The sequence below is a fragment of the Blautia sp. AF26-2 genome, assembly GCF_003460955.1.
In the GTDB taxonomy this organism is placed as follows: Bacteria; Bacillota; Clostridia; order Lachnospirales; family Lachnospiraceae; genus Fusicatenibacter; species Fusicatenibacter saccharivorans.
This window is the reverse complement of sequence record NZ_QTWD01000004.1, coordinates 103476-130036: the sequence shown is the minus strand read 5'-3', so window position 1 is coordinate 130036 and position 26561 is coordinate 103476. Positions and strand designations below refer to the sequence as shown.

Genomic DNA, 26561 nt, shown 5'->3' with positions numbered 1-26561 from the left:
CTTTCAAAAGATTACGAAAAAGTTAAAAAGTTTACGGAAATAAGAAGAATGTTAGAAAAATATGATTGCTCTTTTTTGAAACTTATTGTATAGTTAGGGGTAGGGAATTTTTAAATCCCGAAAAAAACAGATAAGGTGAACGAATTTGATCAACGATAATCAGAAATATTTTGACCGGATGCACGTTCTGATCGATGCCCTGGTGCTCGCACTTTCCTATGTACTGTCCTGGTACTGCTATGTGCGGCTGGGTGTTATGAATAATCATCCGGAGAGGGGAATTCTGCCGCCGGCGACGTATATGATGGCACTGCTCTATATCGTGCCCGGCTATCTGCTGCTTTACTATGCATTCAATCTCTATGCATCCAAGCGTTTTCAGGGAAGACGTCTGGAATTTGCCAATATCTTAAAAGCGAATACGGTTGGATTTCTGGTCTGGCTGGCCAGCCTTTACATGGTGCGCCAGGTTCACTTTTCCCGTGGTATGCTCTGCATCTTCTTTGTGCTGAATGTGACACTGGAAACGATCGTAAGAAATCTGATCCACTATATCTTAAGCAATATGTGGAAACACGGCCGCAACCAGAAGCAGATTCTGATGGTCGGCTACAGCCGTGCGACCGAGGAATACATTGACCGGATCATTGCAAACCCGGAGTGGGGCTATCTCGTCCGCGGAATCCTCGATGACCATGTCAAAGCGGGAACGATGTACCGCGGTGTCAAGGTTCTTGGAAGAATCAACAATCTTTCAGTCATTCTGCCGGAAAACAAACTGGATGAAATTGCCATTACCCTTGGCCTGAACGAATACTTCCGCCTGGAGGAGATCGTTGCCATGTGTGAAAAATCCGGCGTACATACCCAGTTTGTGCCGGATTACCACAACATCATTCCGACAAAGCCGTACACAGAAGACCTGCAGGGACTTCCTGTCATCAATATCCGCTATGTGCCGCTTTCCAACACGTTCAACGCGATGCTGAAACGGATTGTGGATATTTTCGGCGCGCTCGTGGCGATCATTCTGTTCTCACCGGTGATGCTGTTTTCCTGCATCATGATCAAGCTGACCTCACCGGGTCCGCTGATCTACCGTCAGACACGCGTCGGACTGCACAACAAACCGTTTGAAATGTACAAGTTCCGTTCGATGGAAGTTCAGACGGAGGAGAAAGAAAAGAAGGCATGGACCGTGAAGAATGATCCGCGTGTGACGGGATTTGGAAAATTCATGCGCCATACCAGCATTGATGAGCTTCCACAGCTCTTTAACATCTTAAAAGGAGATATGAGCCTGGTCGGACCGCGGCCGGAGCGACCTTTCTTTGTGGAAAAATTCCGGGAGGAAATCCCGCGTTATATGGTAAAACATCAGGTGCGTCCCGGTCTTACGGGGTGGGCACAGGTGAATGGATACCGGGGAGACACTTCCATCCGAAAGCGTATTGACTGTGATCTGTATTATATTGAAAACTGGACGCTGGGACTTGATTTTAAAATTCTGTTCCTGACCTTTTTCAAAGGATTTGTGAATAAAAACGCTTACTAAAAGATAAGGGGAAAAGAGATGTCGAAGAAGAATTACAAAAAGAGCAGAAAATACAAAAAAATGCGCCGCAGAAAAATAATTTTCGGAATTGAAATCACCGTTCTGCTGATTCTTTCCGGAATTCTGTTCGTCTACGCATGGATCAACCGTTCGATGGATAAGATGAATCAGGATACGCTGGACAGCTCCCAGATTCAGATCAACAGTGAAGTAAAGGCAAATACCGATCTCTCACAGATGTCCGGTACACAGGTCATCGCGCTGGTCGGCGTGGATGCCAGAGGTGTGAAAGGCTCCGAGCTGGCAGAAAGCATGAACAGTGACACTATTATTCTCTGTTGTATTGATCACGACAAGCAGGAAATCCGTATGGTGTCGATTATGCGTGACACCTGGATGAATATGGCGAAATATACCGATGAATATTATGAGTTTGACAAAGCCAATTCCGCATACAACCGCGGCGGCCCGGAGAGTATGCTCTCCATGCTGAATACAAACCTTGACCTTGCACTGACCGATTACGTTACCGTAAACTTCAAGGCACTCGCCGATGCGATTGATGTCTTGGGCGGTCTCGACATCGAGATGACAAATGCAGAGTGTGTTCATGCAAACAACTACAACAGAGAGGTATCGGAAGCACAGGGCGTAGAGTATGAAGCTATTCCGTATGATGAGGACCTTGGGGATGATTACAGCGAAGTACGTCATGTCAGCGGTGCACTTGCAACCTCCTATGCGCGGATCCGTTACGGCGGCGGCGACGATGCGAAACGTACGAGCCGTCAGCGAATCGTCATCAATCTCATGGTACAGAAGATTAAACAGAATCCGACCAAGATTCCGGAGATTCTGGATAAAGTGATGGGAAATGTCAGCACCAGTCTTACCAAAAACGAAATTCTGGAGCTTGGCATGCATGCGGTAACGTACAAAATGGGAACATCTTATGCATATCCGTTCCAGCTGTGTTATGGAGAAAATGTAGAAAGCGCACTTGGTGTTGATGTCGTAATTCCGGTTACACTGGAACACAATGTAAAGGAACTGCACGCTTATCTGTATCCGACGATGAGCTATGATCCATCTGCAGCCGTGATAGAGTACAGTGACTATATTGCAAGAAAGAGCGGCTACGATGATGATATGATTGAGTATGTACTGAATCAGGGACCGGGCGCTGCAACAGATTCTGTGGTAGCAGGAGATTAAAATACAGGGAGAATACGACAAGATGAGTCAATATACCGTTGATGTCATGATACCAACGTATAAACCAGGGCAGGAGTTCGCAGAACTTCTGCCCCGCCTTTTAAAACAGACTTACCCGATCCGTTCGATCCGGGTCGTGAATACGGGGAAAAAGTTCTGGAATCCGGCGTGGGAGCAGCTTTCAGACAAGATTATGGTGGAGCATATTCAGCCGAGCGAGTTCGACCACGGCGGAACCAGAAGGGCAATGGCGGAGAGCTCCGATGCGGACCTTCTGCTTTTTATGACCCAGGATGCCATGCCGTACGATAACGAGTGCGTGGAACATCTGGTGGAAAAATTTTCGCTGCCGCATGTGAAGGCGGCGTATGCACGGCAGCTTCCGCGGGATGACTGCCGTACACTGGAACGGTTTACGAGAGGCTTTAACTATCCGGACGAGAGTGATATCAAGGATGCCGGTGATCTGCCAAAACTTGGTGTTAAGACTTTTTTCTGTTCCAATGTCTGTGCAATGTATGACCGCAGGACATATGAAGAGCTGGGTGGATTTGTAGAAAGCACCTTGTTTAACGAAGATATGATCTATGCCGGGCATCTTGTGCAGGCGGGCTATGCGATTGCCTATGCGGCAGATGCGAAGGTGGTACATTCCCACAATTACGGTTGTCTGGCACAGCTTCACCGCAATTTCGACCTCGGTGTATCCCAGGCACAGCATCCGGAGATCTTTGATGCGTATCCGTCTGAGAGTGAGGGAATCCGTATGGTGAAAAAATCGGCATTCTACGTCTGCGAAATTCATAAGCCGTGGCTGCTCGTCACTTTATTCTTTCAAAGCGGATTCAAATATGTGGGCTACTTCCTCGGAAAACGATACAAAAGCCTTCCGGACAGTGTAATCCGCTGGTGTACCTCAAACAAAACATGGTGGGAATATCACGGAAAGATACGAAAAAAACGAAATAGAAGATAAGTGAAAGTAAAAAACAAAAATAAAAAGATCTTGTAAGTAAATACGAAATGCTCCATAAGGTTGACAGAGAACGGAGCAGAGTGGTAAAAAAGTAAAGAACAAGAAATTAGAAGGCGGCATAACCTGAAAACAGAACAAGGGTGCCGCCTTTTACTGTTAGGAGGAAAAAATCTATGTGTGGAATTGTTGGATATATTGGAACCTGCCAGGCTGCCCCGGTGCTGCTGGACGGATTGTCAAAGCTGGAGTACCGCGGATACGATTCGGCCGGAATTGCTGTATACGATGGAAACAAAATTCAGATGCAGAAAGCAATGGGCCGTCTGAAGGTGCTTGAGGAAATGACACAAAATGGAGCGACACTTCCGGGTACCGTAGGAATCGGACATACGAGATGGGCAACGCATGGGGCACCTTCCGATCTGAATGCACATCCGCATTTCAATAAAGACCACTCGATTGTCGTTGTACACAATGGAATTATTGAGAATTATCTGAAATTAAAGAAAAAACTGATGTCCAAAGGATATGAGTTCCTTTCGGAGACAGATACCGAGGTAATTGCCCATATGCTGGATTACTATTATAACGGCGATCCGCTTGCAACGATCACAAAGGTTATGCACCGTATGGAGGGATCGTATGCACTGGGTATCCTGTTCCGCGACCATCCGGATGAGGTGTATGCGGTCCGTAAAGACAGCCCGCTGATCGTTGGTACAAGTAAGAGCGGAAACCTGATTGCATCCGACGTTCCGGCTGTACTGAAATATACAAGAGATGTCTATTTTCTGGAAAATGAGGAGATTGTCAAGCTGACCCGAGACGGCCTTCATTTTTACAATATCGATGAGGAGGAGCTGCAAAAGGAGCCTACGCACATCGAATGGGATATGAATGCCGCAGAGAAAGGCGGCTATGAGCATTTTATGCTGAAAGAGATGCATGAGCAGCCAAAAGCCGTAAAAGATACGCTGACCCCACGCATCAAGAATGGTGACGTAGTGATCGAGGAGCTTGGCATGACGGACGAAGAGATCCGTGCAATCAGCAAGATCTTTATTGTTGCCTGTGGTTCTGCATATCACACCGGTGTAACCGCAAAATACATCTTCGAAAAGCTGGCAAGAATCCCGGTTGAGGTAGATCTGGCAAGCGAATTCCGCTACCGTGATCCGATTCTGCCGGAAAATACGCTCGTGGTCATCGTCAGCCAGTCGGGTGAGACGGCCGATACCCTCGCGGCTCTCCGCCTTGCAAAAGAAAAGGGCGTGCGTACCCTTGGCATCGTAAATGTAGTTGGAAGTTCGATTGCAAGAGAGGCAGACAATGTCATGTACACCTGGGCCGGTCCGGAGATCGCTGTTGCGACAACGAAAGCGTACAGCACACAGCTTATCGCGCAGTATCTTCTGGCGATGAAGTTTGCCAAAGTACGCGGAACCGTTTCACAGAATGACTTCGATGCAATGATCCAGAGCCTTGAGCGCCTGCCGGAGCAGATTTCCCTGCTGCTGTCCCACAAGGAGAACGTACAGCGTTTTGCCAACCGTTATCTTGCGGCAGAACACGTCTTTTTCATCGGACGCGGCATCGACTATGCAATCTCGATGGAGGGCTCCCTGAAGCTGAAAGAGATTTCCTACATCCATTCCGAGGCGTATGCAGCCGGTGAGCTGAAACACGGAACCATTTCCCTGATTGAGGACGGACGCCTTGTCGTAGCCGTGCTGACCCAGCCGGAGCTCTACAAGAAAACGATCAGCAATATTCAGGAAGTGAAGACACGAGGCGCGTTTGTCATGGCGGTAACGACCGTTGGCAATACAGAAGTGGAAAAAGTAGCCGACTACGTAGTTTACCTGCCGGAGACAAATCCGATTTTTGCAAACTCCCTGGCGATCATTCCACTGCAGCTCTTTGGCTACTACGTATCGATCGGCAGAGGCCTCGATGTGGATAAACCGAGAAACTTGGCGAAATCCGTTACGGTAGAATAAAAACCGCAGCATAAAATTCCTCTTTTTTCAAAATTATCACAGTTTCAACACAATTCTAACGTACAATAGGCAGTAGAAAATGAAGAAAGAAATAAGAGCACTGTGTATTGGTGCCTGAGATAGAAAAGAGAAAGAGGGATCAGCCATGAGTGAAGAATTCAAAAAAGAAGAAATAAATGGTGAGGCAGCAGAGGAAACCAAAGCTGCAGAGCATACAGAAGAAGTAAAAGCAGAAACGACAGCAGAGCAGAGTGCGGCAGAGACGGAAAAACCGCAGGAAACCGCAGAAGCGCCGAAGGCGGAAGAAAAGAAAACGACAACCTACAGCTGGGTGAATCCGAAAATCAGCGGAAAGACCGACGAGGAGAATAACAGTGCTTCCTACACCGGAAAACCGGACCCGTCGGAGGCAAAGGCAGAGCAGACATCTTCTGCAAAGACAGAACATTATCAGTACCAGTCACAGACACAGAGTGCTCCGAAGCAGGAAAAACCACAGTTTTCTGCCGTTCCGCAGCCGCAGGATCACAAAAAGAAAGCGAAAAAACCAATGTCAGCCGCAAAAAAATGGGGCATGACACTTGCCATGGCAGCGTGCTTCGGACTCGTGGCAGGCGGTGTTTTCATTGGGACTGCAGCAGTCGGTACGAAAGTGATCGGTACAGCAACAGAGCAGAAGCAGGAAGTTACAATTCCGACGACCACCACAACAACGGCAGCAGACAGCAGTGATACCTCCGATACCGTAAAAGCAACCGGCGAGATGTCCGTGAAAGATGTTGCATCGAGTGCGATGCCGTCTCTGGTAGCAATTTCTACGACAACGGTGGAAGAAGTTGAGACATTCTTCGGAACCACAAGCCAGGAAGTTCCTGCAAGCGGAACCGGAGTTATTGTCGGACAGAACGACGATGAGCTCCTGATTGCGACAAACAACCACGTTGTCAGCGGTGCAACGTCTCTTTCCGTCAGCTTTATCGACGATGAGACGGTAGAAGGCCAGATCAAAGGTACCGATGCGGACAATGACCTTGCTGTTGTTGCAGTAAAACTTTCCGACATCAAGGACGAGACAAAGAGCCAGATCAAAATTGCCGTGATGGGAAATTCCGATGACCTTGAGGTCGGTGATCAGGTTGTGGCAATCGGAAATGCACTGGGAACCGGCCAGTCCCTGACGAGCGGATATATCAGTGCAAAAGACCGTACGATCTCCAGTCAGGATGAGAGTACCGGCGAGACGATTACTTCTGAGGGACTGATCCAGACCGATGCAGCCATCAACCCTGGAAACAGCGGCGGCGCCCTTCTGAACATGAACGGTGAGCTGATCGGCATTAACGAAGCAAAATACAGCTCCACACAGGTCGAGGGCATGGGCTTTGCGATCCCGATTTCGAAAGCGGAGCCGATTCTGCAGAACCTGATGAACCTGACAACAAGATACAAAGTCAGCGATGATGAGGCTGCTTATATCGGAATCAACATGGCGGATGTCAGCGCAGATGTTTCCCAGAACTACGGTATTCCGACCGGTGTCTGCATCATGAGCGTTGTGGACGGCAGCCCGGCAGCCGATGCGGGCTTCAAGAAAGGCGATGTTATCACCACGTTTGATGGAAGAAGCATCTCGAACGCCAAAGGCTTAAAAGAGACACTGACCTATTATGCGGCAGGCGAGACTGTAGATGTCACCGTACAGCGCGCGGATAACGGTGAGTACAAAGAAGTAACACTGACGCTGACCCTTGGCTCTGCAGCAGATATGCCGCAGACGAGCGGAAGCAGCAACGGAACCACAAACGATGGAACCGGAAGCTCCGATCAGAATGACCAGGGTATTCAGAATCCGTTTGGCAACAGATAAAAACTCGAAATAACTATTTCCTAAGAGAAAAAAGACGGACAGCACAGGAATATGAACGCCTGGCTGTCCGCCTTTTTCTGCATTTTTTGATATAATTTTTTGAATTCGTAAAATTCTTAAAAAAGTTGGTAATTTTTAAGAAAGTTTTTACTTGTGACCCTATGGCTTTTGGGCTATAATCAAGCTAGACCAAGCGATCTATTACAGAAAGGAATTTGAAAAATCATGTCAGAAGAGAAAGACAGAGTGGACGGTACCGCGGACGAAACGAAGGCGGAAACAAAAAGCTCTGACCATCATACAGAAGATACTTATGAAAAAGTCTGCTTCATGTGCCGCAGACCGGAGAGCAAAGCCGGAAAGATGATTACCCTTCCGGGAAACATCAATATCTGCCCGGACTGCATGCAGAAGAGCTTTGATACCATGAACCAGAACCCGGGCCAGATCAATGAGATGATGAATAATATGAACAACATGCCGAATATCGGCATGTTCGATCTCTCCGGGCTTTCCAACCAGATCCCGAACCGGCAGCGGGTAAAGAAAAAAGAAGAAAAGAAGAAAACAAAAGAATTTTCCATCAAGGACATTCCGCCGCCGCACCGGATCAAGGCGATGCTTGACGAATACGTCATCGGCCAGGAACGTGCAAAGAAAGTCATGTCGGTTGCCGTTTACAACCATTACAAACGTGTCTTTGCACCGCAGGACGGAAATATCGAGATCGAAAAATCCAACATGCTGATGATCGGACCGACCGGTTCCGGAAAAACGTATCTGGTGCAGACACTGGCACGCCTCTTAGATGTGCCGCTTGCCATCACGGACGCCACATCCCTTACCGAAGCGGGTTATATCGGCGATGATATTGAAAGCGTGGTATCTAAGCTTTTAGCGGCCGCAGACAACGATGTGGAGCGCGCGGAGCACGGTATTATCTTCATCGACGAGATCGACAAGATTGCGAAAAAGAAAAATACAAACCAGAGAGACGTCAGCGGAGAAGCCGTACAGCAGGGAATGCTGAAGCTCCTCGAGGGCAGCGACATCGAAGTTCCGGTGGGAGCCAACAGCAAAAATGCGATGGTTCCGCTCGAGACCGTCAATACCAGAAACATTCTCTTTATCTGCGGCGGTGCCTTCCCGGATCTGACGGACATCATCAAGGAGCGTCTGAACAAGACAGCTTCCATTGGCTTCCAGGCGGATCTGAAGGACAAGTATGATGGGGATAAGAACCTGCTGTCACAGGTGACCTTAGAAGACCTTCGGACTTTCGGTATGGTGCCGGAGTTCCTTGGCCGTCTGCCGATCGTATTTACGCTGGAGAGTCTCAATGAGGATATGCTGGTCGAGATCTTAAAAGAACCGAAAAATGCGATCCTGAAGCAGTATAAGAGACTGCTCGAACTCGACGAGGTGAAACTGGAATTTGATGATGATGCACTTCGCTCTATTGCAAGAAAAGCGCTGGAAAAAGATACCGGTGCGAGAGCACTCCGTTCGATCATCGAGGATTTCATGCTGGATATCATGTATGAGATTCCAAAGGACAGCAGCATCGGAGAGGTTATCATCACAAAAGACTATATTGAAAAGACCGGCGGGCCGACGATTCTCCTGCGCGGCCAGGAAGTTCCAAAGTTAGAGCAGAAATAAGGTAACTGGAAAACACAGCGGAGCAGACGTGAAACTGGCGTTTTCTTGAAATAAGAGATAAGAAAGAGAGGGTTTTAACTATGGCAGAGGATTTTTTTGGAAATTTAAGTAAAACACTGAAAAAAACAGTGGATACTGTGGGAAAGAAAACAGATGAATTCGTAGAAATTCAGAAGATCCGCACCCGTCAGCATGCGCTCGAGGATCAGATTGAGAAGAATTACCAGGATATCGGACAGATCATCTACAACCGCTATTTGAACGGCGAAGCATTCGACGAGAATCTTGCCGGCTTCTGCAAAGATATCACCGATCTGGAAAAAGAGATTGCAGACTGCAAGGAAGATGTGGCAAACAAGAGAGGCCGCATCGTATGCCCGGCCTGCGGCGCAAGTGTTCCGAAAGATGCAGCTTTCTGCATGCGCTGCGGTGCTGCTATGCCGGAGAAGGAAGATGAGCCGGAGGATGCCGAGTTTGTACACGTAGAACCGGAAGAAAAAGCAGAAGAAACCGAAGCAGCAGCGCCGGAAGAAGAGCCTGAAAAAGAAGCAGAGGTACCGGAAGAGGAATGATCTGGACCCTGCTGCCGGGAGCGGTTTTCCTTGCAGACGGATGCCTGAAAAAGAAGGCAGAAGAGGAGTTAAAGGAAAATGAGCAGATCCCGGTCTGCAAAGGACATATTGTCCTGCGGAAATGTCATAACCGCGGCGTAGCGGGCGGCGGCTTCGCGGACAGCACGAAGAAGGTGGAAATTCTCACCTTCTTTTTGCTGTCCGGACTGTGGGCGCGTCTCGGAGCGCTGGCGGGCAGACGTAAGTGTAAGGCGAAGAAGCTTGGGCTTGCGCTTACGATTGGCGGCGGCATGTCGAACTGGTATGACCGGCATAAGAGAGGTTACGTGACCGACTATGTCAGCTTCCGGTTTGGACCGGAGAAGTTCCGCAGACTTGTGTTCAATGTTTCTGATTTCTGTATTTTCTTCGGACTTGCGCTGCTGACGGCAATTTCCTGCCGGGAGTCCAGGTGATGCAGGATCTCACGAAAAGCCCTGCGGATGGCGGGCTTTTCGGGGCAAAAAAGAAAATTTGAAATTTTTTGAAAAAATTTGAAAAAAGCTGTTGACAGATTCGGAATCATCTGGTAATATATGTTTTGTTGAGCGGCATATGAGAGCTGCAAGACAAGAAATGCAGGAGTGGCGGAATTGGCAGACGCGCAGGCTTCAGGTGCCTGTGGTCGCAAGATCGTGTGGGTTCAAGTCCCATCTCCTGCATTATTTTTCGCTTTGCGTATCAAGAATTGGTCCGGTGGACCAATTCGGATTACCCTGCCTGGAATGATGCAGAAACTTCCCGGCAGGGTCTTTTTATTTCTGTGCGGAGAAGATGTGCAGACGGGGAAAGAAAAACAGACGAATCTCAGACAGTGTAAAATTGTTTAAAATTATCGTTATTATCCATATTTTTCATAAAATTAAAAAAATTAAAATTTTTTCAAAAAAAGTGTTGACTTTTCTTTAGAAAGCTGTTATTATCTATCTTGTCAAGCGGACAACCGCTAAGACAACTAAGAAATGCAGGAGTGGCGGAATTGGCAGACGCGCAGGCTTCAGGTGCCTGTGGTCGCAAGATCGTGTGGGTTCAAGTCCCATCTCCTGCATTATTTTTTCGCTTTGCGTATCAAGAATTGGTTCGGTGGACCAATTCGGATTGCCCTGATGGGAAGTGTGAAAACTTTCCGTCAGGGTATTTTTATTTTTCCAGAAAAGAAATTTCCGTAATTCGACAAAAATAGTTGAAATGTTTCCCTGGTTGTGATAGAATCTGAAAGATTAAAGTATGAGATGCATATTTCATACAAACTCAAAACCGAACGAAAAAGAAAGGAAAACGGTGGAATGATGAAAGCTTTTCTAATCTTAGAAGACGGGCATGTCTTTACCGGAACCAGCATTGGTTCACAAAAAGAAGTGATCAGTGAAATCGTATTTAATACATCCATGACTGGATATCTCGAAGTGCTGACCGACCCATCCTATGCGGGACAGGCAGTATGTATGACGTATCCTCTTATTGGAAACTATGGAATTTGTTATGATGATCAGGAGTCCTTAAGACCCTGGCCGGATGGCTATATTGTAAGAGAATTATCCCGTCTCCCCAGCAACTTCCGTTGCCAGGACACCATTCAGAATTTCCTGAAAAAGTTCGATATTCCCGGAATCGCCGGAATCGATACTCGTGCTCTTACCAAAATTCTTCGTGAAAAAGGTACCATGAACGGTATGATCACGACCAACGAAAATTATCACCTCGATGAAATTATTCCAAAATTAAAAGCGTATAATACCGGAAAAGTTGTAGAAAAGGTAACCTGCTCTGAAAAATCAGTTTTAAAAGGAGAAGGCTTTAAAGTTGCACTTCTGGATCTTGGCGCAAAGAACAACATCGCACGTTCCTTAAATGAGCGCGGATGCGAAGTGACCATTTATCCGGCGCTTACTACAGCAGAAGAGATCCTCGCCGCAAATCCGGACGGAATCATGCTGTCCAACGGCCCTGGAGATCCGAAAGAGTGCGTATCCATTATCAAAGAGATTAAAAAACTGTACGATTCCAATGTACCGATCTTTGCAATCTGTCTTGGACATCAGCTGATGGCACTGGCTACCGGCGCAGATACCCACAAGATGAAATACGGCCACCGCGGCGGAAACCACCCGGTCAAGGACCTTGCAACCGGAAGAGTTTACATTTCTTCCCAGAACCACGGCTATGTCGTAGATACCGATACCCTGGATCCGAATGTGGCAGTTCCGGCCTTTGTGAACGTCAACGACGGCACCAACGAGGGACTCAAATACGTCGGCAAAAACATCTTTACCGTACAGTTCCATCCGGAGGCATGCCCTGGCCCGCAGGATTCCGGATACCTGTTTGATCGATTCCTTGAGATGATGGGAGGTAACAAATAATGCCAAAGAATCCGAATATTAAAAAAGTTCTGGTTATCGGTTCCGGTCCGATCGTCATCGGACAGGCAGCAGAGTTCGACTACGCAGGAACACAGGCGTGCCGTTCCCTGAAAGAAGAGGGAATGGAAGTTGTTCTTCTGAATTCCAACCCGGCAACCATCATGACCGATAAAGACATCGCAGACCGCGTTTACATCGAGCCGCTGACCGTAGAAGTGGTAGAGCAGCTCATCCAGAAGGAAAAACCGGACAGCGTTCTTCCGACTCTGGGAGGCCAGGCAGGACTGAACCTTGCGATGGAACTCGAAGAAAAAGGCTTCTTAAAAGAAAACAACGTACGCCTGATCGGTACCACAGCACAGACCATCAAAAAAGCAGAGGACCGTCAGGAATTCAAAGATACCATGGAAAAAATCGGCGAGCCGGTAGCGGCATCCCTGGTTGTCCATGATGTACAGGCTGGTATCGATTTCACCAACAAGATCGGTTATCCGGTTGTACTGCGTCCGGCTTACACCCTCGGCGGAAGCGGCGGCGGTATCGCTTACAACGAAGAAGAGCTGATCGAGATCCTCTCGAACGGACTCCGTCTTTCCCGTGTCGGCGAAGTACTCGTTGAAAGATGTATCGCCGGATGGAAAGAGATCGAGTACGAGGTAATGCGGGACAGCGTAGGAAACTGCATCACCGTCTGCAACATGGAGAACATCGACCCGGTCGGCGTTCACACCGGAGACAGTATTGTCGTAGCACCGTCCCAGACCCTGGGAGATAAAGAGTATCAGATGCTGCGTACTTCCGCACTCAACATCATCACCGAGCTCGGCATCACCGGCGGATGCAACGTACAGTATGCGTTGAATCCGGACAGCTTCGAGTACTGTGTTATCGAGGTAAATCCGCGTGTCAGCCGTTCTTCCGCACTGGCTTCCAAAGCGACCGGTTATCCGATTGCAAAGGTTGCTGCAAAGATCGCACTTGGCTACACTCTGGATGAGATCCCGAACGCCATTACCGGAAAAACCTACGCAAGCTTCGAGCCGATGCTGGATTACTGTGTTGTAAAAATCCCGCGTCTGCCGTTCGATAAGTTTATCAGTGCAAAACGTACCCTGACCACACAGATGAAGGCGACCGGTGAGGTTATGAGTATCTGCAACAACTTCGAGGGCGCGCTGATGAAAGCCATCCGTTCCCTGGAACAGCACGTAGATTCCCTGATGTCCTATGACTTCAGCCACTTGTCCAAAGACGAGCTGATCGAAGAGCTTCACATCGTAGACGATATGAGAATCTGGAGAATCGCAGAGGCGATCCGTCAGGGCATCTCCTACGACGAGATCCACGAGATCACCAAAATCGATGTATGGTTCATCGATAAGCTGGCTATCCTCGTTGAGATGGAGCAGGCATTACAGGCCAAAGAGCTGGATGAGGATCTTCTGCGCGAAGCAAAACGCCTTGAGTTCCCGGATTACCTGGTGGCAAAACTGGCAGGAAAGACCGAAGAAGAAGTAAAAGCGTTAAGAAAACAGTATGATATCACCGCAGCTTACAAGATGGTAGATACCTGTGCCGCTGAGTTCGCAGCAACCACACCGTATTACTATTCCGTATACGGCGGCGAAAACGAAGCTGTCGAGACAAACGACAGAAAGAAAGTCCTCGTCCTTGGTTCCGGCCCGATCCGTATCGGACAGGGTATCGAGTTTGACTTCTGCTCCGTACATTGTACCTGGGCATTCAAGAAAGAGGGCTATGAGACCATCATCATCAACAACAACCCGGAGACCGTCAGCACCGACTTCGATATCGCAGATAAACTGTATTTCGAGCCGCTGACACCGGAAGATGTAGAAAATATCGTCAACATCGAGCATCCGGACGGAGCCGTTGTACAGTTCGGCGGCCAGACCGCGATCAAGCTGACCGAAGCACTCCTGAAAATGGGTGTGCCGATCCTTGGAACATCTGCAGAGAACGTAGATGCCGCAGAGGACCGTGAGCTGTTCGATGAGATCCTGGAGCAGTGTGAAATCCCGCGTCCGAAGGGACACACCGTATTCACCGCAGAAGAGGCGAAAAAAGCAGCCAACGAGCTCGGCTATCCGGTACTCGTCCGCCCGTCCTACGTCCTTGGAGGACAGGGTATGCAGATCGCCATCAGCGATGAGGACGTCGATGAATTTATCGGCATCATCAACCGGATCGCACAGGAGCATCCGATCCTGGTTGATAAATATCTGCAGGGCAAGGAGATCGAGGTTGATGCGGTCTGCGATGGTACCGATATCCTGATTCCTGGTATCATGGAGCACATTGAGCGCGCCGGCGTTCACTCCGGAGACAGTATCTCGGTTTATCCGGCACAGAGCATCAGCCAGCATGCAAAGAATACGATCGTAGAATATACGAAACGTCTGGCAAGATCCCTGCATGTCATCGGTATGATCAACATCCAGTTCATCGTATGCGGTGAGGATGTTTACGTCATCGAGGTCAACCCGCGTTCTTCTCGTACCGTGCCGTACATCAGCAAGGTAACCGGAATCCCGATCGTGCCGCTGGCAACGAAAGTCATCCTCGGCCACACGATCCGCGAGCTTGGCTACGAGCCGGGTCTGCAGAGAGAGGCAGATTACATTGCCATCAAGATGCCGGTATTCTCCTTCGAGAAGATCCGCGGCGCAGATATCGCCCTTGGACCGGAGATGAAATCCACCGGTGAGTGCCTGGGTATTGCAAAGACCTTCAACGAGGCTCTTTACAAAGCATTCCTCGGCGCCGGAATCAACCTGCCAAAAAATAAAAACATGATTATCACGGTAAAGGATGAGGATAAAAAGGATATCATTCCGATTGCGCAGAGATTCCAGGCTCTCGGCTACAAGATCTATGCGACGAGAAATACCGCGAAAGCCCTGAACGAGAACGGCGTCAATGCGATCCGCACCAACAAGATCGAGCAGCCGTCCCCGAACCTGATGGACCTGATCCTCGGCCACAAGATCGACCTCGTCATCGATACTCCGTCCCAGGGTGTTGAGCACTCCAAGGACGGATTCGTCATCCGCCGGAACGCGATCGAGACAGGTGTCAACGTACTGACCTCTCTGGATACCGCAACCGCACTCGTAACCAGTCTGGAAAATACAGATGTGAAGAAGCTGACCCTGATCGATATCGCAACGATCGACAAGAGATAAGCATGATAGAAGCATAAAGCAAAGAAAAGCTCTCTGCTGCAGAAACAAAGCGGCAGAGAGCTTTTTTGGCCGAATGTGGGTTTGAATGGATTTTACAAAAAAAGAAAACGTGACGCGCTTGTGTTTTTAGCATAAGTATGATAGATTTTTAATAGAATGCCAGAAAAGGGCATCCAATTCAAAAAGAGAAAGGTACATATCGTATGAACATCATTGAGTGGTTAAAGGTTATCCTGCTGGGTATCGTAGAGGGCATTACCGAGTGGCTTCCAATCAGCAGCACCGGCCACATGATTCTGGTAGATGAGTTTATTAAGCTGAATGTGACAGCTGATTTCAAGAATGTTTTTGAAGTTGTCATCCAGCTCGGTGCAATCCTTGCGGTTGTCGTCATCTATTTCTGGGATCTCTGGCCGTTTCATGGTAAAAGTAAAGCCAGAAGCCGGAGCTATTTTGCCAATCCAAGCGACAACAAGGTCTTTGCAGGTATTCAGAACTTTGTAGACAATTACTGTTATCTGGACAAAATCATCATGTGGTTTAAGATTGTTGTATCATGCCTGCCGGCAGCTGTCATTGGTCTGGCATTCAACGACTGGATCGAGGCACATCTGATGAATTACGTGGTTGTAGCCCTGATGCTGATTATCTATGGTGTGTTATTCATCGTTATTGAAAATTACAACAAGACGAGAACTCCGTCTGCAACGAAAATCAAAGAAATTACCTGGAAAAATGCACTGTATATCGGTGTTTTCCAGCTCCTTTCCATCGTACCGGGAACTTCCCGTTCGGGGGCAACCATCATCGGCGGTATCCTGCTGGGATGCTCGAGAGAGCTCGCATCGGAGTACACGTTTTTCCTTGCCGTTCCGGTTATGTTCGGCGCGAGCCTTTTAAAACTGGTAAAACACGGCTTTGCCTTTACCGGTGTTGAGGTGGCGATCATGATCGTCGGCATGCTGGTGGCATTTGCGGTATCGATTTTTGCCATCAAATTCCTGATGCAGTACATCAAGAAGCACGATTTCAAAGCCTTCGGCTGGTACCGTATCGTACTCGGTGTGATTGTGCTGCTGTATTTCGTAATCAAAACCGTAATTTTGAAAGCATAAAATCGAACAATTCCGAAAATTTACCGGGAAAAATAGAAGAAGAAGTATCGTAAAATGAAAAAAATTGTGCGATACTTCTTTTTTTACGCGAAAATTACAAAAAACCCTGTAAAAAGTAACCAAAAGCTGATATAATAAAACATAACAGGGGCACAGACGATACAGTTCACCCGCGCCATTCGCAAAACTGCGCTTTCAGCGCTTTCAGCGCTTTCCGCTGCTGCGCAGCTCCTTTTGCTCATTTCTCGGCGCTCCTTTCGTGTGTTCTTGCAAACAAATTTTCATGCAAGCATGAAATTTGCCCGCCAGAACACACGAGTGAACTGTAAATTAAAAAAAATACCGAAAATTTGCCATATTTTTATTGACTAAAGATATTCTTATGGTAAAATAAATGTGTGCGCCCGAGAATATCTTTCTTTTCGGTGCAATCAGTATAGGGTGAACGTATCATCCAGGGCAATCTGGAAATACTTTACTATAACCTATCAAAATTACAAGTAGGAGGAAAAGTAACAATGGCAAAATGGGTTTACATGTTCACTGAAGGTAATGCAGACATGCGTAACCTTCTCGGTGGAAAAGGCGCAAACCTGGCTGAGATGACAAACCTGGGACTTCCTGTACCACAGGGATTCACGGTAACAACCGAGGCTTGTACACAGTACTATGAGGATGGCAGACAGATCAACGACGAGATCATGGGTCAGATCATGGAAGCAATCGATAAAATGGAAGGAATCACAGGAAAGAAATTCGGAGACGCTAAGAATCCGCTGCTCGTTTCTGTACGTTCCGGAGCAAGAGCTTCCATGCCAGGTATGATGGATACCATCCTGAACCTTGGTCTGAACGAAGAGGTTGTTGAAACTCTGTCACAGGCTTCCGGCAACCCACGTTGGGCTTGGGACTGCTACAGAAGATTCATTCAGATGTTCTCTGACGTAGTTATGGAAGTTGGTAAAAAATACTTCGAAGAGCTGATCGACAAGATGAAAGAGGAGAAAGGCGTAAAACAGGACGTAGATCTTGACGCAGATGACCTCAAAAAACTGGCTGAGCAGTTCAAAGCTGAGTACAAAGCTAAAATCGGTGAGGATTTCCCGACCGATCCTAAGGTACAGCTGATGGAGGCTGTAAAAGCCGTATTCCGTTCCTGGGACAACCCGAGAGCAAACGTTTATCGTCGTGACAACGACATCCCGTATTCCTGGGGTACCGCTGTTAACGTACAGATGATGGCATTCGGAAACATGGGAGATGACTGTGGTACAGGTGTTGCTTTCACCCGTGATCCTGCTACAGGAGAGAACGGATTGTTCGGTGAGTTCCTTACCAACGCACAGGGCGAGGACGTAGTTGCCGGTGTTCGTACACCTATGCACATTTCTGAGATGGAAGAGAAATTCCCGGAAGCTTTCAAACAGTTCAAAGAAGTTTGCAAAACTCTGGAAACACACTACAGAGATATGCAGGACATGGAGTTCACTGTAGAGCACGGTAAACTGTACATGCTGCAGACACGTAACGGTAAGAGAACAGCAAAAGCTGCTCTGAAAATCGCCTGCGACCTTGTAGATGAGGGAATGAGAACAGAGGAAGAGGCAGTTGCAATGATCGATCCTCGTAACCTTGACTCTCTGCTTCATCCGCAGTTCGATGCAAAAGCACTGAAAGAGGCTACTCCAATGGCAAAAGCACTGGGAGCATCTCCGGGAGCTGCTTGCGGTAAAATCGTCTTCACAGCTGATGACGCTGTTGCATGGGCTGAAAGAGGAGAAAAAGTTGTTCTGGTTCGTCTTGAGACATCCCCAGAAGATATCACAGGTATGAAATCTGCACAGGGTATCCTGACTGTTCGTGGTGGTATGACTTCCCACGCAGCCGTAGTTGCCCGTGGTATGGGAACCTGCTGTGTATCCGGTTGCGGTGATATCGTAATGGACGAGGCAAACAAGAAATTCACACTGGCTGGCAAAGAGTTCCACGAGGGAGACTGCATCTCTCTGGATGGTTCTACAGGATGCATCTATGACGGACTGATCCCGACCGTAGACGCTACCATCGCTGGCGAGTTCGGAAGAATCATGGGCTGGGCAGATAAATACAGAACCATGAAAGTTCGTACAAACGCTGATACTCCGGCAGACGCTAAAAAAGCTCGTGAGCTTGGCGCAGAAGGTATTGGTCTTTGCCGTACAGAGCATATGTTCTTCGAAGGCAACAGAATCGATGCATTCCGTGAGATGATCTGTGCTGAGACCGTAGAAGAGAGAGAAGCAGCACTTGCTAAGATCCTTCCGGAGCAGCAGGGAGACTTCGAGAAGCTGTATGAAGCTCTGGAAGGCAACCCGGTTACCATCCGTTTCCTGGATCCGCCGCTTCATGAGTTCGTTCCGACTGAGGAAGAGGACATCAAGAAACTGGCTGACGCACAGGGCAAATCTGTTGAGCAGATCAAAGCAATCATCGCTGGTCTGCATGAGTTCAACCCGATGATGGGTCATCGTGGATGCCGTCTTGCTGTAACTTATCCGGAAATCGCTAAGATGCAGACAAGCGCAGTAATCCGCGCAGCCATCAACGTGAAGAAAGCTCATCCGGAGTGGAATGTAAAACCGGAAATCATGATTCCGCTTGTTGGCGATATCAAAGAGCTGAAATACGTTAAGAAATTCGTAGTAGAGACCGCTGACGCTGAAATCGCAGCAGCAGGCAGCGACCTTGAATACGAAGTTGGTACCATGATCGAGATCCCGAGAGCAGCTCTGACTGCAGATGAGATCGCAAAAGAGGCAGACTTCTTCTGCTTCGGAACCAACGACCTTACTCAGATGACTTACGGATTCTCCCGTGACGATGCTGGTAAATTCCTGAACGCTTACTATGACGCTAAGATCTTCGAGAACGATCCATTCGCAAAACTCGATCAGGACGGCGTTGGCAAGCTGATGAAGATGGCTATCGATCTTGGAAGACCGGTTAACTCTTCTCTGCACGTAGGTATCTGCGGTGAGCACGGTGGAGATCCGAGCTCCGTAGAGTTCTGCAACAAACTGGGTCTGGACTATGTTTCCTGCTCACCGTTCCGTGTGCCGATCGCCCGTCTGGCAGCAGCTCAGGCAGCTATCGCTCAGAAGAACGCTTAATTTAAGCAGAATCTGTCCGAATCAGGATTTTCATGCAGTAGCATGATTTGTGTTCAAACGTAAGGAGACCCCGGCGGTCTGTAGAAATACAGGCGCCGGGGTCTTTTTTATCAATCGTTTAAAATCAAAGTGGGAGGGAAAACGGATGCAGAATGAAACAGCCAAAGAAAACCTGCTGCGGCAGATCCGGGAATACCGTCCGTACAATGAGCAGGAAGAGCGGGATCGGGCGATTCTGCTGAAATGGATGGAGAGCGGATGCGATATTTTGACGCGGGAAAATGAGACCGCACATCTGACTGCCTCCGCCTGGGTCGTAAGCCCGGATCGGAAGCAGGTGCTGATGGCGTATCACAATATTTACCATTCCTGGGCATGGCTCGGCGGCCACGCGGACGGAGATGCGGATCTTTGCAGCGTGGCGGTAAGAGAAGTGAAGGAGGAATCCGGGATTGAAGAGGTGAAGCTCTTATCGGATCAGCCATTCTCGCTCGAAATCCTGTCGGTGGACGGCCATGTGAAGCGCGGAAAGTACGTGACGACACATCTCCATCTGAATGTGACATATCTCATGGAAGCAGACCCGGTACAGGAAATCCGCTGCAAGCCGGATGAAAACAGCGCAGTCGGCTGGATTCCGGTGGAGCGGATCGCAGAAAAATCGACAGAGCCGTGGTTTGTGGAGCGTGTGTATGGCAAGCTGTGTGAGAAAGTGAAAAGAGATTTCTGTGAAGTGTAATATGCAATCCGCGTATGAACTGCCATTTAGAATAAGCATTAGACAAATGAGCTGTTAGATGTCTAAAATAGAGACAGAAAGAAAAATGGCAGGAGGGGTTTTATGTTTACAAATCAGGATTTGAAAAAGCTGATTATTCCGCTTTTCCTAGAGCAGCTTCTGGTGGCTCTGGTCGGAATTGCGGACGTGTTTGTTATCGGATTTGTCGGAGAGGCGGCGGTTTCCGGTGTGTCACTGGTCAATGCGTTCAAAAGGTAGACTTAAGTTTCCAGAAAACGATCCTCTTTTTCTGACGACAGAAAAGTTGTTGGGAAAAGGGGATTTTTGGGGTAAAAGGGATTATTTCGGCGCGTTGAAAATCGTGCCGGGGTATGGTAAAATGGACTCCGAAAAACAGCAAAAGGAGGAAATGACAGAAGATGAATGATATGAAGCGTCTGCTCTCGTATGCAGGTCCCTACAAGCGGGATATGATTTTCGGAGCAGTGCTGGTATTGGTAGAAACGTGTTTTGAACTTTTTATTCCGATTCTGATTTCCAATCTGATTGACATCGGCGTTGCGAACGGCGATATCCCTTACATTTACCGCAAGGGAATCCAGATGGGAATCTGCGCGCTCTGTGCGCTTGTGACCGGAATTTTATACGCGCACTTTGCGGCGCGGGCGACGTACGGCTGGGGAGCTGAGATCCGGAAGGCGGAGTATGAGAAAATGCAGCAGTATGCATTTTCCAACCTCGACCACTTTGCGGTATCATCCCTGATCACCCGTATGACGACGGATGTTACCGTCATCCAGAATATGGTAAGCGCCGGCTTCCGCCCGATCACGCGCGGACCGTCGCTTCTGATTATGGGAGTCGGCCTTTCATTCTATATGAATCCGCGGCTGGCATTTGTATTCCTTGTATGTACCCCACTTCTTGGCTTTATTCTCTCCCTGATTGTGCGGAGAGTTGCCCCGATGTACACAAAACTGCAGTCCATGGTGGACCGCCTGAACAACGTTGTCCAGGAGGGGCTGACCGCGATCCGTGCCGTCAAAGCTTTCGTGCGGGATGAGTACGAGGAAGACAAATTCAACGAGGTCAACACCGACCTGACCGCAGCGAGCGAGCAGACGTTCCACTACGCCGTGCTGAATCTGCCGGCATTTCAGGGCGTCATGTATACCGCGATCGTGCTGATTCTGTGGTTCGGCGGAAATATGATTCTGAAAAAACAGCTTGCCGTCGGAAACCTGACCGGATTTCTAAGCTACGTCATGCAGGTCATGAACTCGATGATGATGATTGCAAACGTCTTCCTGCTTCTGACCCGTTCCATGGCGAGCGCACACCGGATTGTCGAGGTGCTCGATGAGAAAATCGTGCTCACCTCGCCGGAAAATGGTGTAACAGAAGTGACAGAGGGCAGCGTGGAGTTTGACAACGTATCGTTTAAATACAAAGAAGAAGCAAAAGAGTACGCACTCTCCGATGTTACGCTGAAGATCAAAGCTGGTCAGACGGTAGGAATCCTCGGAGGAACAGGTTCTTCGAAAACGACGCTGGTGCAGCTCATTCCGCGTCTGTATGATACCAGCCGCGGCACCGTCCGCGTCGGCGGAAAGGATGTGCGCGCGTACGATCTTGCCGCTCTCCGCGATGCAGTCAATATCATTCTGCAGAAAAACGTGCTGTTCTCCGGAACCGTGCGTGAAAACCTGAAATGGGGCAATGTGGATGCATCCGATGAGGAGATCTGGGAAGCATGCCGCGCGGCGTGTGCGGATGAATTTTTGAACCGCATGCCGGACGGCCTCGACACCGTGCTCGAGCAGGGCGCAAGCAACCTCTCCGGAGGCCAGAAGCAGCGTCTCTGCATCGCGCGTGCGCTGATCGGAAAGGCAAAAATCCTGATCTTCGATGATTCGACAAGTGCGGTCGACACGGCAACGGAGAAAAAGATCCGCGAGGCACTGGCGGCGCGGAAGAATGTCACAAAAATTATCATTGCGCAGAGAGTAACATCCGTCATGAATACGGATCAGATCATCATTCTTGATGACGGAAAAGTACACCGGATCGGCACGCACGCTGAACTGCTGGCGGATGACCCGATTTATCAGGAAATTTACGCCTCACAGATGAAAGGAGGAGACGAAAATGGCAGCGAGAGCTTATAGCGGAAAGAAACCAAAGAACCTGAAACACACGCTGCGCGTCTTCCTGTCTTATCTGGGACGGCACAAAAAAATGCTCGCAGTCGTAGCGGTACTGGTAACAATCAGCGCGGGAGCCAACCTCTTTGGAACGTATATGATCCGCCCGGTTGTCAACGGACTGGCGGACGGAGATGTGCACACACTGCTGCGCGGCGTGCTGATTACGGCACTCATTTTCGGGTGCGGCGCACTCGCAGCATACGGCTACACGCAGACCATGGTAAAAGCAGCACAGCAGGTTGTATTTGATATCCGCCGCGATCTGTTCGAACACGTCCAGACACTGCCGCTGCAGTTCTTCGACAGCAGACGCCACGGCGATATCATGAGTCTTTTCACGAACGATATCGACACGATGGCAGATGCCCTGAACAACAGTTTTGCGATGGTTATCCAGAGCTTCATCCAGATTGTGGGAACACTGACCTTGCTGTATATCCTAAACTGGCGGCTCTCGCTGATTGTAACGGTGTGCTACGGTATCATGTTCTGGTATATCAAGTTCAGCGGAAAGCGCAGCAAGGGTTATTATACGAAGCAGCAGAACAGCCTCGGAGAACTGAACGGCTATATTGAGGAGCTGATCACCGGACAGAAAGTCGTCAAGGTGTTCCACCACGAAGAAGAGAGCTTTACGGAATTCTGCAAAAAGAATGAGGAGCTCCGGAAAGCGGGAACCGGCGCGCAGGGGTATGCGGCGACGATGGTTCCTGTCGTTGTCAGCATTTCGTATGTCAATTATGCGATTGTGGCAGTGCTCGGCGGCCTTCTCGCCCTGCACGGAAAAGCCGATATCGGAAGCCTGGCAAGCTACCTTGTCTTTGTCCGCCAGGCGGCGCTTCCGATCAACCAGTTCACCCAGCAGAGCAACTTCCTTCTCTCAGCGCTCGCCGGTGCGGAGCGTGTCTTCGACGTGATGAGCCTGGAGCCGGAAATCGATGAGGGAAAAGTGGAACTGGTCAACGTAAAAGAAGAGAACGGCGCACTTGCCGTCTGCGAAGAGACAACAGGCCGCTGGGCATGGAAGCGCCCGGACGGAACGATGACGGAATTAAAGGGCGATGTGCGTTTTGAAAACGTGGATTTCGGCTACACGGCAGACCGTCTGATCTTAAAGAACATCAGCCTGTATGCCAAACCAGGCCAGAAAATTGCTTTTGTCGGTTCCACAGGAGCCGGAAAAACGACGATCACGAACCTGATCAACCGTTTCTACGACGTCCAGGGCGGCGCGGTTGTCTACGACGGCATTGACGTAAAAGATATCGAAAAAGACGCTCTGCGCCACTCCCTCGGTATCGTTCTGCAGGATACCCATCTGTTCACGGGAACCGTAGCAGAAAACATCCGTTTTGGAAAACTCGATGCCACGCAGGAAGAAATTGAACATGCGGCCAAAATTGCGAATGCGGATTCCTTCATCCGCCGTCTGCCGAATGGCTACGACACGATGCTGACCTCCGACGGAGCCAACCTCTCCCAGGGCCAGCGCCAGCTTCTCGCGATTGCCCGTGCCGCCGTTGCCGATCCGCCGGTGCTGATTCTTGACGAGGCAACATCCTCCGTTGACACCAGAACCGAGGCGCTGATCGAAAAAGGAATGGACCAGCTCATGGAGGGCAGAACCGTATTTGTCATCGCCCACCGCTTAAGCACCGTGCGAAACGCCAATGCGATCATGGTGCTGGAGCAGGGAAATATCGTAGAGCGCGGCGACCACGACGCACTTCTGGCACAGAAAGGAAAATATTATCAGCTCTATCATGGAATGTTTGAGCTGAGTTAAAAAGAAAGGAGTAAAGAGTATGAGAAAATATAACCGTATTTTTCTGATCGTCCTGGATTCTCTCGGAATCGGGGCGATGGCGGATTCGGAGAAGTTTGGGGATGTCGGTGTCAATACCTTCGGCCACATCTGGGAGAGTCAGGGAGGCCTTGAAATCCCGAACCTGCGCCGCCTTGGCATGGGAAATCTCTGCGGTGTGACAGAGGATGAGGCAAAGGGTTACGCCAGAAGGCTGAACGAGGCGAGCAACGGAAAAGACACCATGACCGGCCACTGGGAGATGATGGGAATTTACACGACAAAGCCGTTCGTTACGTTCACCGACCACGGATTTCCGAAAGAACTGATCGACGAGCTGGAAAAACGAACCGGCAGAAAGATCATCGGCAATAAGGCGGCGAGCGGAACGGAGATCCTCGATGAGCTGGCAGAGCGCGAGATCGAAAACGGAGAACTGATTGTCTATACCTCGGCGGATTCCGTACTGCAGATCTGCGGCAACGAGGAGACGATGGGACTGGAGACGCTGTATCATTACTGCGAGATTGCCCGTGAGCTGACCATGAAAGACGAGTGGAAAGTCGGCCGTGTCATTGCAAGACCGTACGTCGGAAAGAAAAAAGGAGAGTTCGTCCGCACCGCAAACCGTCACGACTACGCTGTCAAACCGACGGGAAAAACCGTGCTCAACGCGATGCAGGAGGCAGGATATGATGTCATCAGCATCGGAAAAATCAACGATATTTTCTGCGGCGAGGGCATCACGGAGAGTCTGAAATCCAAGAGCAGCGTCCACGGCATGGAGCAGACGATTGAGACGGCAGGAAAAGATTTTACCGGACTGTGCTTTGTCAACCTCGTCGATTTCGATGCACTCTGGGGCCACAGAAGAAACCCGGAAGGCTACGGAAAAGAGATTGAAAAATTCGATGTGAACCTTGGAAAGCTGCTGGAGCAGTTAAAAGACGACGATCTGCTCCTGATCACGGCAGACCACGGCAACGACCCGACTTATACCGGAACGGACCACACCAGAGAACAGGTGCCGCTCCTTGCGTACTCACCGTCTATGAAGGAGAGCGGCCTTCAGGAGACGAAGGACACCTTCGCTGTGATCGGCGCATCCGTTGCAGAGAACTTCGGCGTAAAAATGCCGGAGGGAACGATCGGAACATCGATCCTGGAATCGTGGAAATAAGGAAGCGATGGCGTTTTCAGCTGAGGCGGTAAGAACCTTTCGAAAGTTTCACAAGCTGTCCTTCTTCGAGCAGCTTCTTTAAAACTCGCTGGAGCTGGCGGCGGCTGCAGTGGAGCTGCATGGCCATCTTTTCCACGCCGGAAAACGTCTGATCCGGACAGCGCTCTGAGAGATAAGAGAGGAAGGATTCCTCGAGCGTGGAAAAATTCGACTGGGAGCTGGAATAAAGCATCAGCTTTTCGGTGACAGAGTTTAAAAGATATCGTAAAAAGCGGTTGTCGTTCAGCAGAAGCTCTTTCGTGGAAGCGAGCGGCAGAACAATACAAAGCGCGGTGGTGCGTGCCTCGATCTGGTGCGTATCATCGCGTTTTCCGCAGAATTCCATATCGCCGATGCAGGTAAAGCCGTCGAGATAGCCGATCGGGTAGCTCGTGCCGTCGGCGCGGTTGGCGCTGATCTCGATGGAACCGTCCACGAGGAACGAGAGGTATTCCTCCGGATTCAGCGTGTCGAGCCGTTCGCCTTTTTCAAACTGATACAGAGAAAATGCGAGATCCGGGGTATCGAAAAGAGATGAGATCTCATGTTTCTGAAGATAAAAGTCCAGCAGAGCCGGATCAAAAATTCGTTTCATAGGAAAATCCTTTCACAGAAAAATTTTTTGGAAAACTTTTTCTTTATTGTGACATATGACACAAGAAAAAGCAAGAAAGTCTGCTAAGATAAACCAGAATGAAAAAGGTTACTGTTCACTCAGCAGTGAAACACTTGCTGTTTCGCTGCGTAAGAAAGTGATTCAGGTGTGAGCAGTCCTCCTTTTGCACAGCAAAACTTTAAATGAGGGCTGCGAATGTTACAGTTCGCTGGGTACCAGTGAACTGTAACCGAAAAAGAGGAAAGGGGAGTTTTCAA

General features: G+C 49.1%; 18 protein-coding genes, 2 tRNA genes and 1 pseudogene. 20 read left to right on the top strand and 1 reads right to left on the bottom strand.

Annotation, left to right across the window (positions count from 1 at the left end; genetic code table 11):
• The first annotated feature begins 145 nt into the window (after positions 1 to 145).
• The 20 genes and pseudogenes from DWY63_RS06975 to DWY63_RS06880 all read left to right on the top strand — a co-directional run bounded on the left by DWY63_RS06975 (position 146) and on the right by DWY63_RS06880 (position 25649).
• Positions 146 to 1555, top strand: coding sequence for an undecaprenyl-phosphate glucose phosphotransferase (locus DWY63_RS06975; protein ID WP_117801712.1), 1410 nt, complete (start codon positions 146 to 148; stop codon positions 1553 to 1555).
• Between the two features lie 18 nt (positions 1556 to 1573).
• The gene (locus tag DWY63_RS06970) at positions 1574 to 2770 is read left to right on the top strand and encodes an LCP family protein (protein ID WP_117801711.1); all 1197 of its coding nucleotides are present in this window, start codon (positions 1574 to 1576) and stop codon (positions 2768 to 2770) included.
• Positions 2771 to 2792: 22 nt separating this feature from the next.
• Complete coding sequence (locus DWY63_RS06965) at positions 2793 to 3746, top strand: glycosyltransferase (protein WP_117801710.1); 954 nt, start codon at positions 2793 to 2795, stop codon at positions 3744 to 3746.
• Between the two features lie 173 nt (positions 3747 to 3919).
• Positions 3920 to 5746 carry a glutamine--fructose-6-phosphate transaminase (isomerizing) gene (gene glmS, locus DWY63_RS06960; protein ID WP_117509223.1) on the top strand — a complete coding sequence of 609 codons (1827 nt, stop codon included), beginning with the start codon at positions 3920 to 3922 and terminating at the stop codon, positions 5744 to 5746.
• Positions 5747 to 5891: 145 nt separating this feature from the next.
• Positions 5892 to 7613 (top strand): trypsin-like peptidase domain-containing protein, encoded by a 1722-nt coding sequence (locus DWY63_RS06955; RefSeq protein ID WP_117801709.1) that lies wholly within the window; start codon positions 5892 to 5894, stop codon positions 7611 to 7613.
• A 225-nt stretch (positions 7614 to 7838) separates the two neighbouring features.
• Positions 7839 to 9275: an ATP-dependent Clp protease ATP-binding subunit ClpX gene (gene clpX / locus DWY63_RS06950; RefSeq protein WP_055219393.1), complete on the top strand. Its 1437-nt coding sequence runs from the start codon at positions 7839 to 7841 to the stop codon at positions 9273 to 9275.
• Positions 9276 to 9355: 80 nt separating this feature from the next.
• Positions 9356 to 9847 carry a zinc-ribbon domain-containing protein gene (locus DWY63_RS06945; RefSeq protein ID WP_117509222.1) on the top strand — a complete coding sequence of 164 codons (492 nt, stop codon included), beginning with the start codon at positions 9356 to 9358 and terminating at the stop codon, positions 9845 to 9847.
• A complete protein-coding gene (locus DWY63_RS06940; protein ID WP_022462960.1) occupies positions 9844 to 10302 on the top strand; it encodes a signal peptidase II in 459 nt (152 codons plus the stop codon). The genes DWY63_RS06945 and DWY63_RS06940 overlap by 4 nt, the downstream gene beginning before the upstream one ends.
• A 162-nt stretch (positions 10303 to 10464) precedes the next feature.
• Positions 10465 to 10548: transfer RNA gene (locus DWY63_RS06935), tRNA-Leu, on the top strand.
• A 302-nt stretch (positions 10549 to 10850) separates the two neighbouring features.
• A tRNA-Leu gene (locus tag DWY63_RS06930) sits at positions 10851 to 10934 on the top strand.
• A gap of 241 nt (positions 10935 to 11175) precedes the next feature.
• On the top strand, positions 11176 to 12249 hold the full coding sequence (locus DWY63_RS06925; RefSeq protein ID WP_055219571.1) for a carbamoyl phosphate synthase small subunit: 1074 nt from the start codon (positions 11176 to 11178) through the stop codon (positions 12247 to 12249).
• A complete protein-coding gene (gene carB, locus DWY63_RS06920; RefSeq protein ID WP_117801708.1) occupies positions 12249 to 15455 on the top strand; it encodes a carbamoyl-phosphate synthase large subunit in 3207 nt (1068 codons plus the stop codon). Before DWY63_RS06925 ends, carB begins: the two co-directional genes overlap by 1 nt.
• Before the next feature lie 203 nt (positions 15456 to 15658).
• Positions 15659 to 16570 carry an undecaprenyl-diphosphate phosphatase gene (locus DWY63_RS06915; RefSeq protein WP_117801707.1) on the top strand — a complete coding sequence of 304 codons (912 nt, stop codon included), beginning with the start codon at positions 15659 to 15661 and terminating at the stop codon, positions 16568 to 16570.
• 518 nt (positions 16571 to 17088) lie between these two features.
• Positions 17089 to 19719, top strand: coding sequence for a pyruvate, phosphate dikinase (gene ppdK, locus DWY63_RS06910; RefSeq protein ID WP_117801706.1), 2631 nt, complete (start codon positions 17089 to 17091; stop codon positions 19717 to 19719).
• A gap of 145 nt (positions 19720 to 19864) precedes the next feature.
• Positions 19865 to 20458: an NUDIX hydrolase gene (locus DWY63_RS06905; RefSeq protein WP_117801705.1), complete on the top strand. Its 594-nt coding sequence runs from the start codon at positions 19865 to 19867 to the stop codon at positions 20456 to 20458.
• A gap of 102 nt (positions 20459 to 20560) precedes the next feature.
• Positions 20561 to 20704: pseudogene (locus DWY63_RS06900) on the top strand (MATE family efflux transporter); the annotation flags it as partial.
• Positions 20700 to 20885 carry a hypothetical protein gene (locus tag DWY63_RS17945; RefSeq protein WP_117801704.1) on the top strand — a complete coding sequence of 62 codons (186 nt, stop codon included), beginning with the start codon at positions 20700 to 20702 and terminating at the stop codon, positions 20883 to 20885. The pseudogene DWY63_RS06900 and the gene DWY63_RS17945, both read left to right, overlap by 5 nt.
• A gap of 1 nt (position 20886) precedes the next feature.
• On the top strand, positions 20887 to 22626 hold the full coding sequence (locus DWY63_RS06890; RefSeq protein ID WP_334294733.1) for an ABC transporter ATP-binding protein: 1740 nt from the start codon (positions 20887 to 20889) through the stop codon (positions 22624 to 22626).
• The gene (locus tag DWY63_RS06885; protein ID WP_055219380.1) at positions 22607 to 24451 is read left to right on the top strand and encodes an ABC transporter ATP-binding protein; all 1845 of its coding nucleotides are present in this window, start codon (positions 22607 to 22609) and stop codon (positions 24449 to 24451) included. Before DWY63_RS06890 ends, DWY63_RS06885 begins: the two co-directional genes overlap by 20 nt.
• Before the next feature lie 19 nt (positions 24452 to 24470).
• Positions 24471 to 25649, top strand: coding sequence for a phosphopentomutase (locus DWY63_RS06880; protein ID WP_055219378.1), 1179 nt, complete (start codon positions 24471 to 24473; stop codon positions 25647 to 25649).
• 16 nt (positions 25650 to 25665) lie between these two features.
• On the opposite strand, the gene DWY63_RS06875 is transcribed toward DWY63_RS06880, so the two are convergent.
• The gene (locus DWY63_RS06875; RefSeq protein ID WP_117801702.1) at positions 25666 to 26283 is read right to left on the bottom strand and encodes a hypothetical protein; all 618 of its coding nucleotides are present in this window, start codon (positions 26281 to 26283) and stop codon (positions 25666 to 25668) included.
• Positions 26284 to 26561 lie beyond the last annotated feature (278 nt).

What these genes read in the sequence shown, in the direction of transcription:
- DWY63_RS06970 (WP_117801711.1), top strand. Translation starts at nt 1,574, where the DNA reads ATGTCGAAGAAGAATTACAAAAAGAGCAGAAAATACAAAAAAATGCGC.
- DWY63_RS06965 (WP_117801710.1), top strand. Translation starts at nt 2,793, where the DNA reads ATGAGTCAATATACCGTTGATGTCATGATACCAACGTATAAACCAGGG.
- glmS (WP_117509223.1), top strand. Translation starts at nt 3,920, where the DNA reads ATGTGTGGAATTGTTGGATATATTGGAACCTGCCAGGCTGCCCCGGTG.
- DWY63_RS06955 (WP_117801709.1), top strand. Translation starts at nt 5,892, where the DNA reads ATGAGTGAAGAATTCAAAAAAGAAGAAATAAATGGTGAGGCAGCAGAG.
- clpX (WP_055219393.1), top strand. Translation starts at nt 7,839, where the DNA reads ATGTCAGAAGAGAAAGACAGAGTGGACGGTACCGCGGACGAAACGAAG.
- DWY63_RS06945 (WP_117509222.1), top strand. Translation starts at nt 9,356, where the DNA reads ATGGCAGAGGATTTTTTTGGAAATTTAAGTAAAACACTGAAAAAAACA.
- DWY63_RS06940 (WP_022462960.1), top strand. Translation starts at nt 9,844, where the DNA reads ATGATCTGGACCCTGCTGCCGGGAGCGGTTTTCCTTGCAGACGGATGC.
- DWY63_RS06925 (WP_055219571.1), top strand. Translation starts at nt 11,176, where the DNA reads ATGAAAGCTTTTCTAATCTTAGAAGACGGGCATGTCTTTACCGGAACC.
- carB (WP_117801708.1), top strand. Translation starts at nt 12,249, where the DNA reads ATGCCAAAGAATCCGAATATTAAAAAAGTTCTGGTTATCGGTTCCGGT.
- DWY63_RS06915 (WP_117801707.1), top strand. Translation starts at nt 15,659, where the DNA reads ATGAACATCATTGAGTGGTTAAAGGTTATCCTGCTGGGTATCGTAGAG.
- ppdK (WP_117801706.1), top strand. Translation starts at nt 17,089, where the DNA reads ATGGCAAAATGGGTTTACATGTTCACTGAAGGTAATGCAGACATGCGT.
- DWY63_RS06905 (WP_117801705.1), top strand. Translation starts at nt 19,865, where the DNA reads ATGCAGAATGAAACAGCCAAAGAAAACCTGCTGCGGCAGATCCGGGAA.
- DWY63_RS17945 (WP_117801704.1), top strand. Translation starts at nt 20,700, where the DNA reads ATGCGTTCAAAAGGTAGACTTAAGTTTCCAGAAAACGATCCTCTTTTT.
- DWY63_RS06890 (WP_334294733.1), top strand. Translation starts at nt 20,887, where the DNA reads ATGAAGCGTCTGCTCTCGTATGCAGGTCCCTACAAGCGGGATATGATT.
- DWY63_RS06885 (WP_055219380.1), top strand. Translation starts at nt 22,607, where the DNA reads ATGGCAGCGAGAGCTTATAGCGGAAAGAAACCAAAGAACCTGAAACAC.
- DWY63_RS06880 (WP_055219378.1), top strand. Translation starts at nt 24,471, where the DNA reads ATGAGAAAATATAACCGTATTTTTCTGATCGTCCTGGATTCTCTCGGA.
- DWY63_RS06875 (WP_117801702.1), bottom strand. Translation starts at nt 26,283, where the DNA reads ATGAAACGAATTTTTGATCCGGCTCTGCTGGACTTTTATCTTCAGAAA.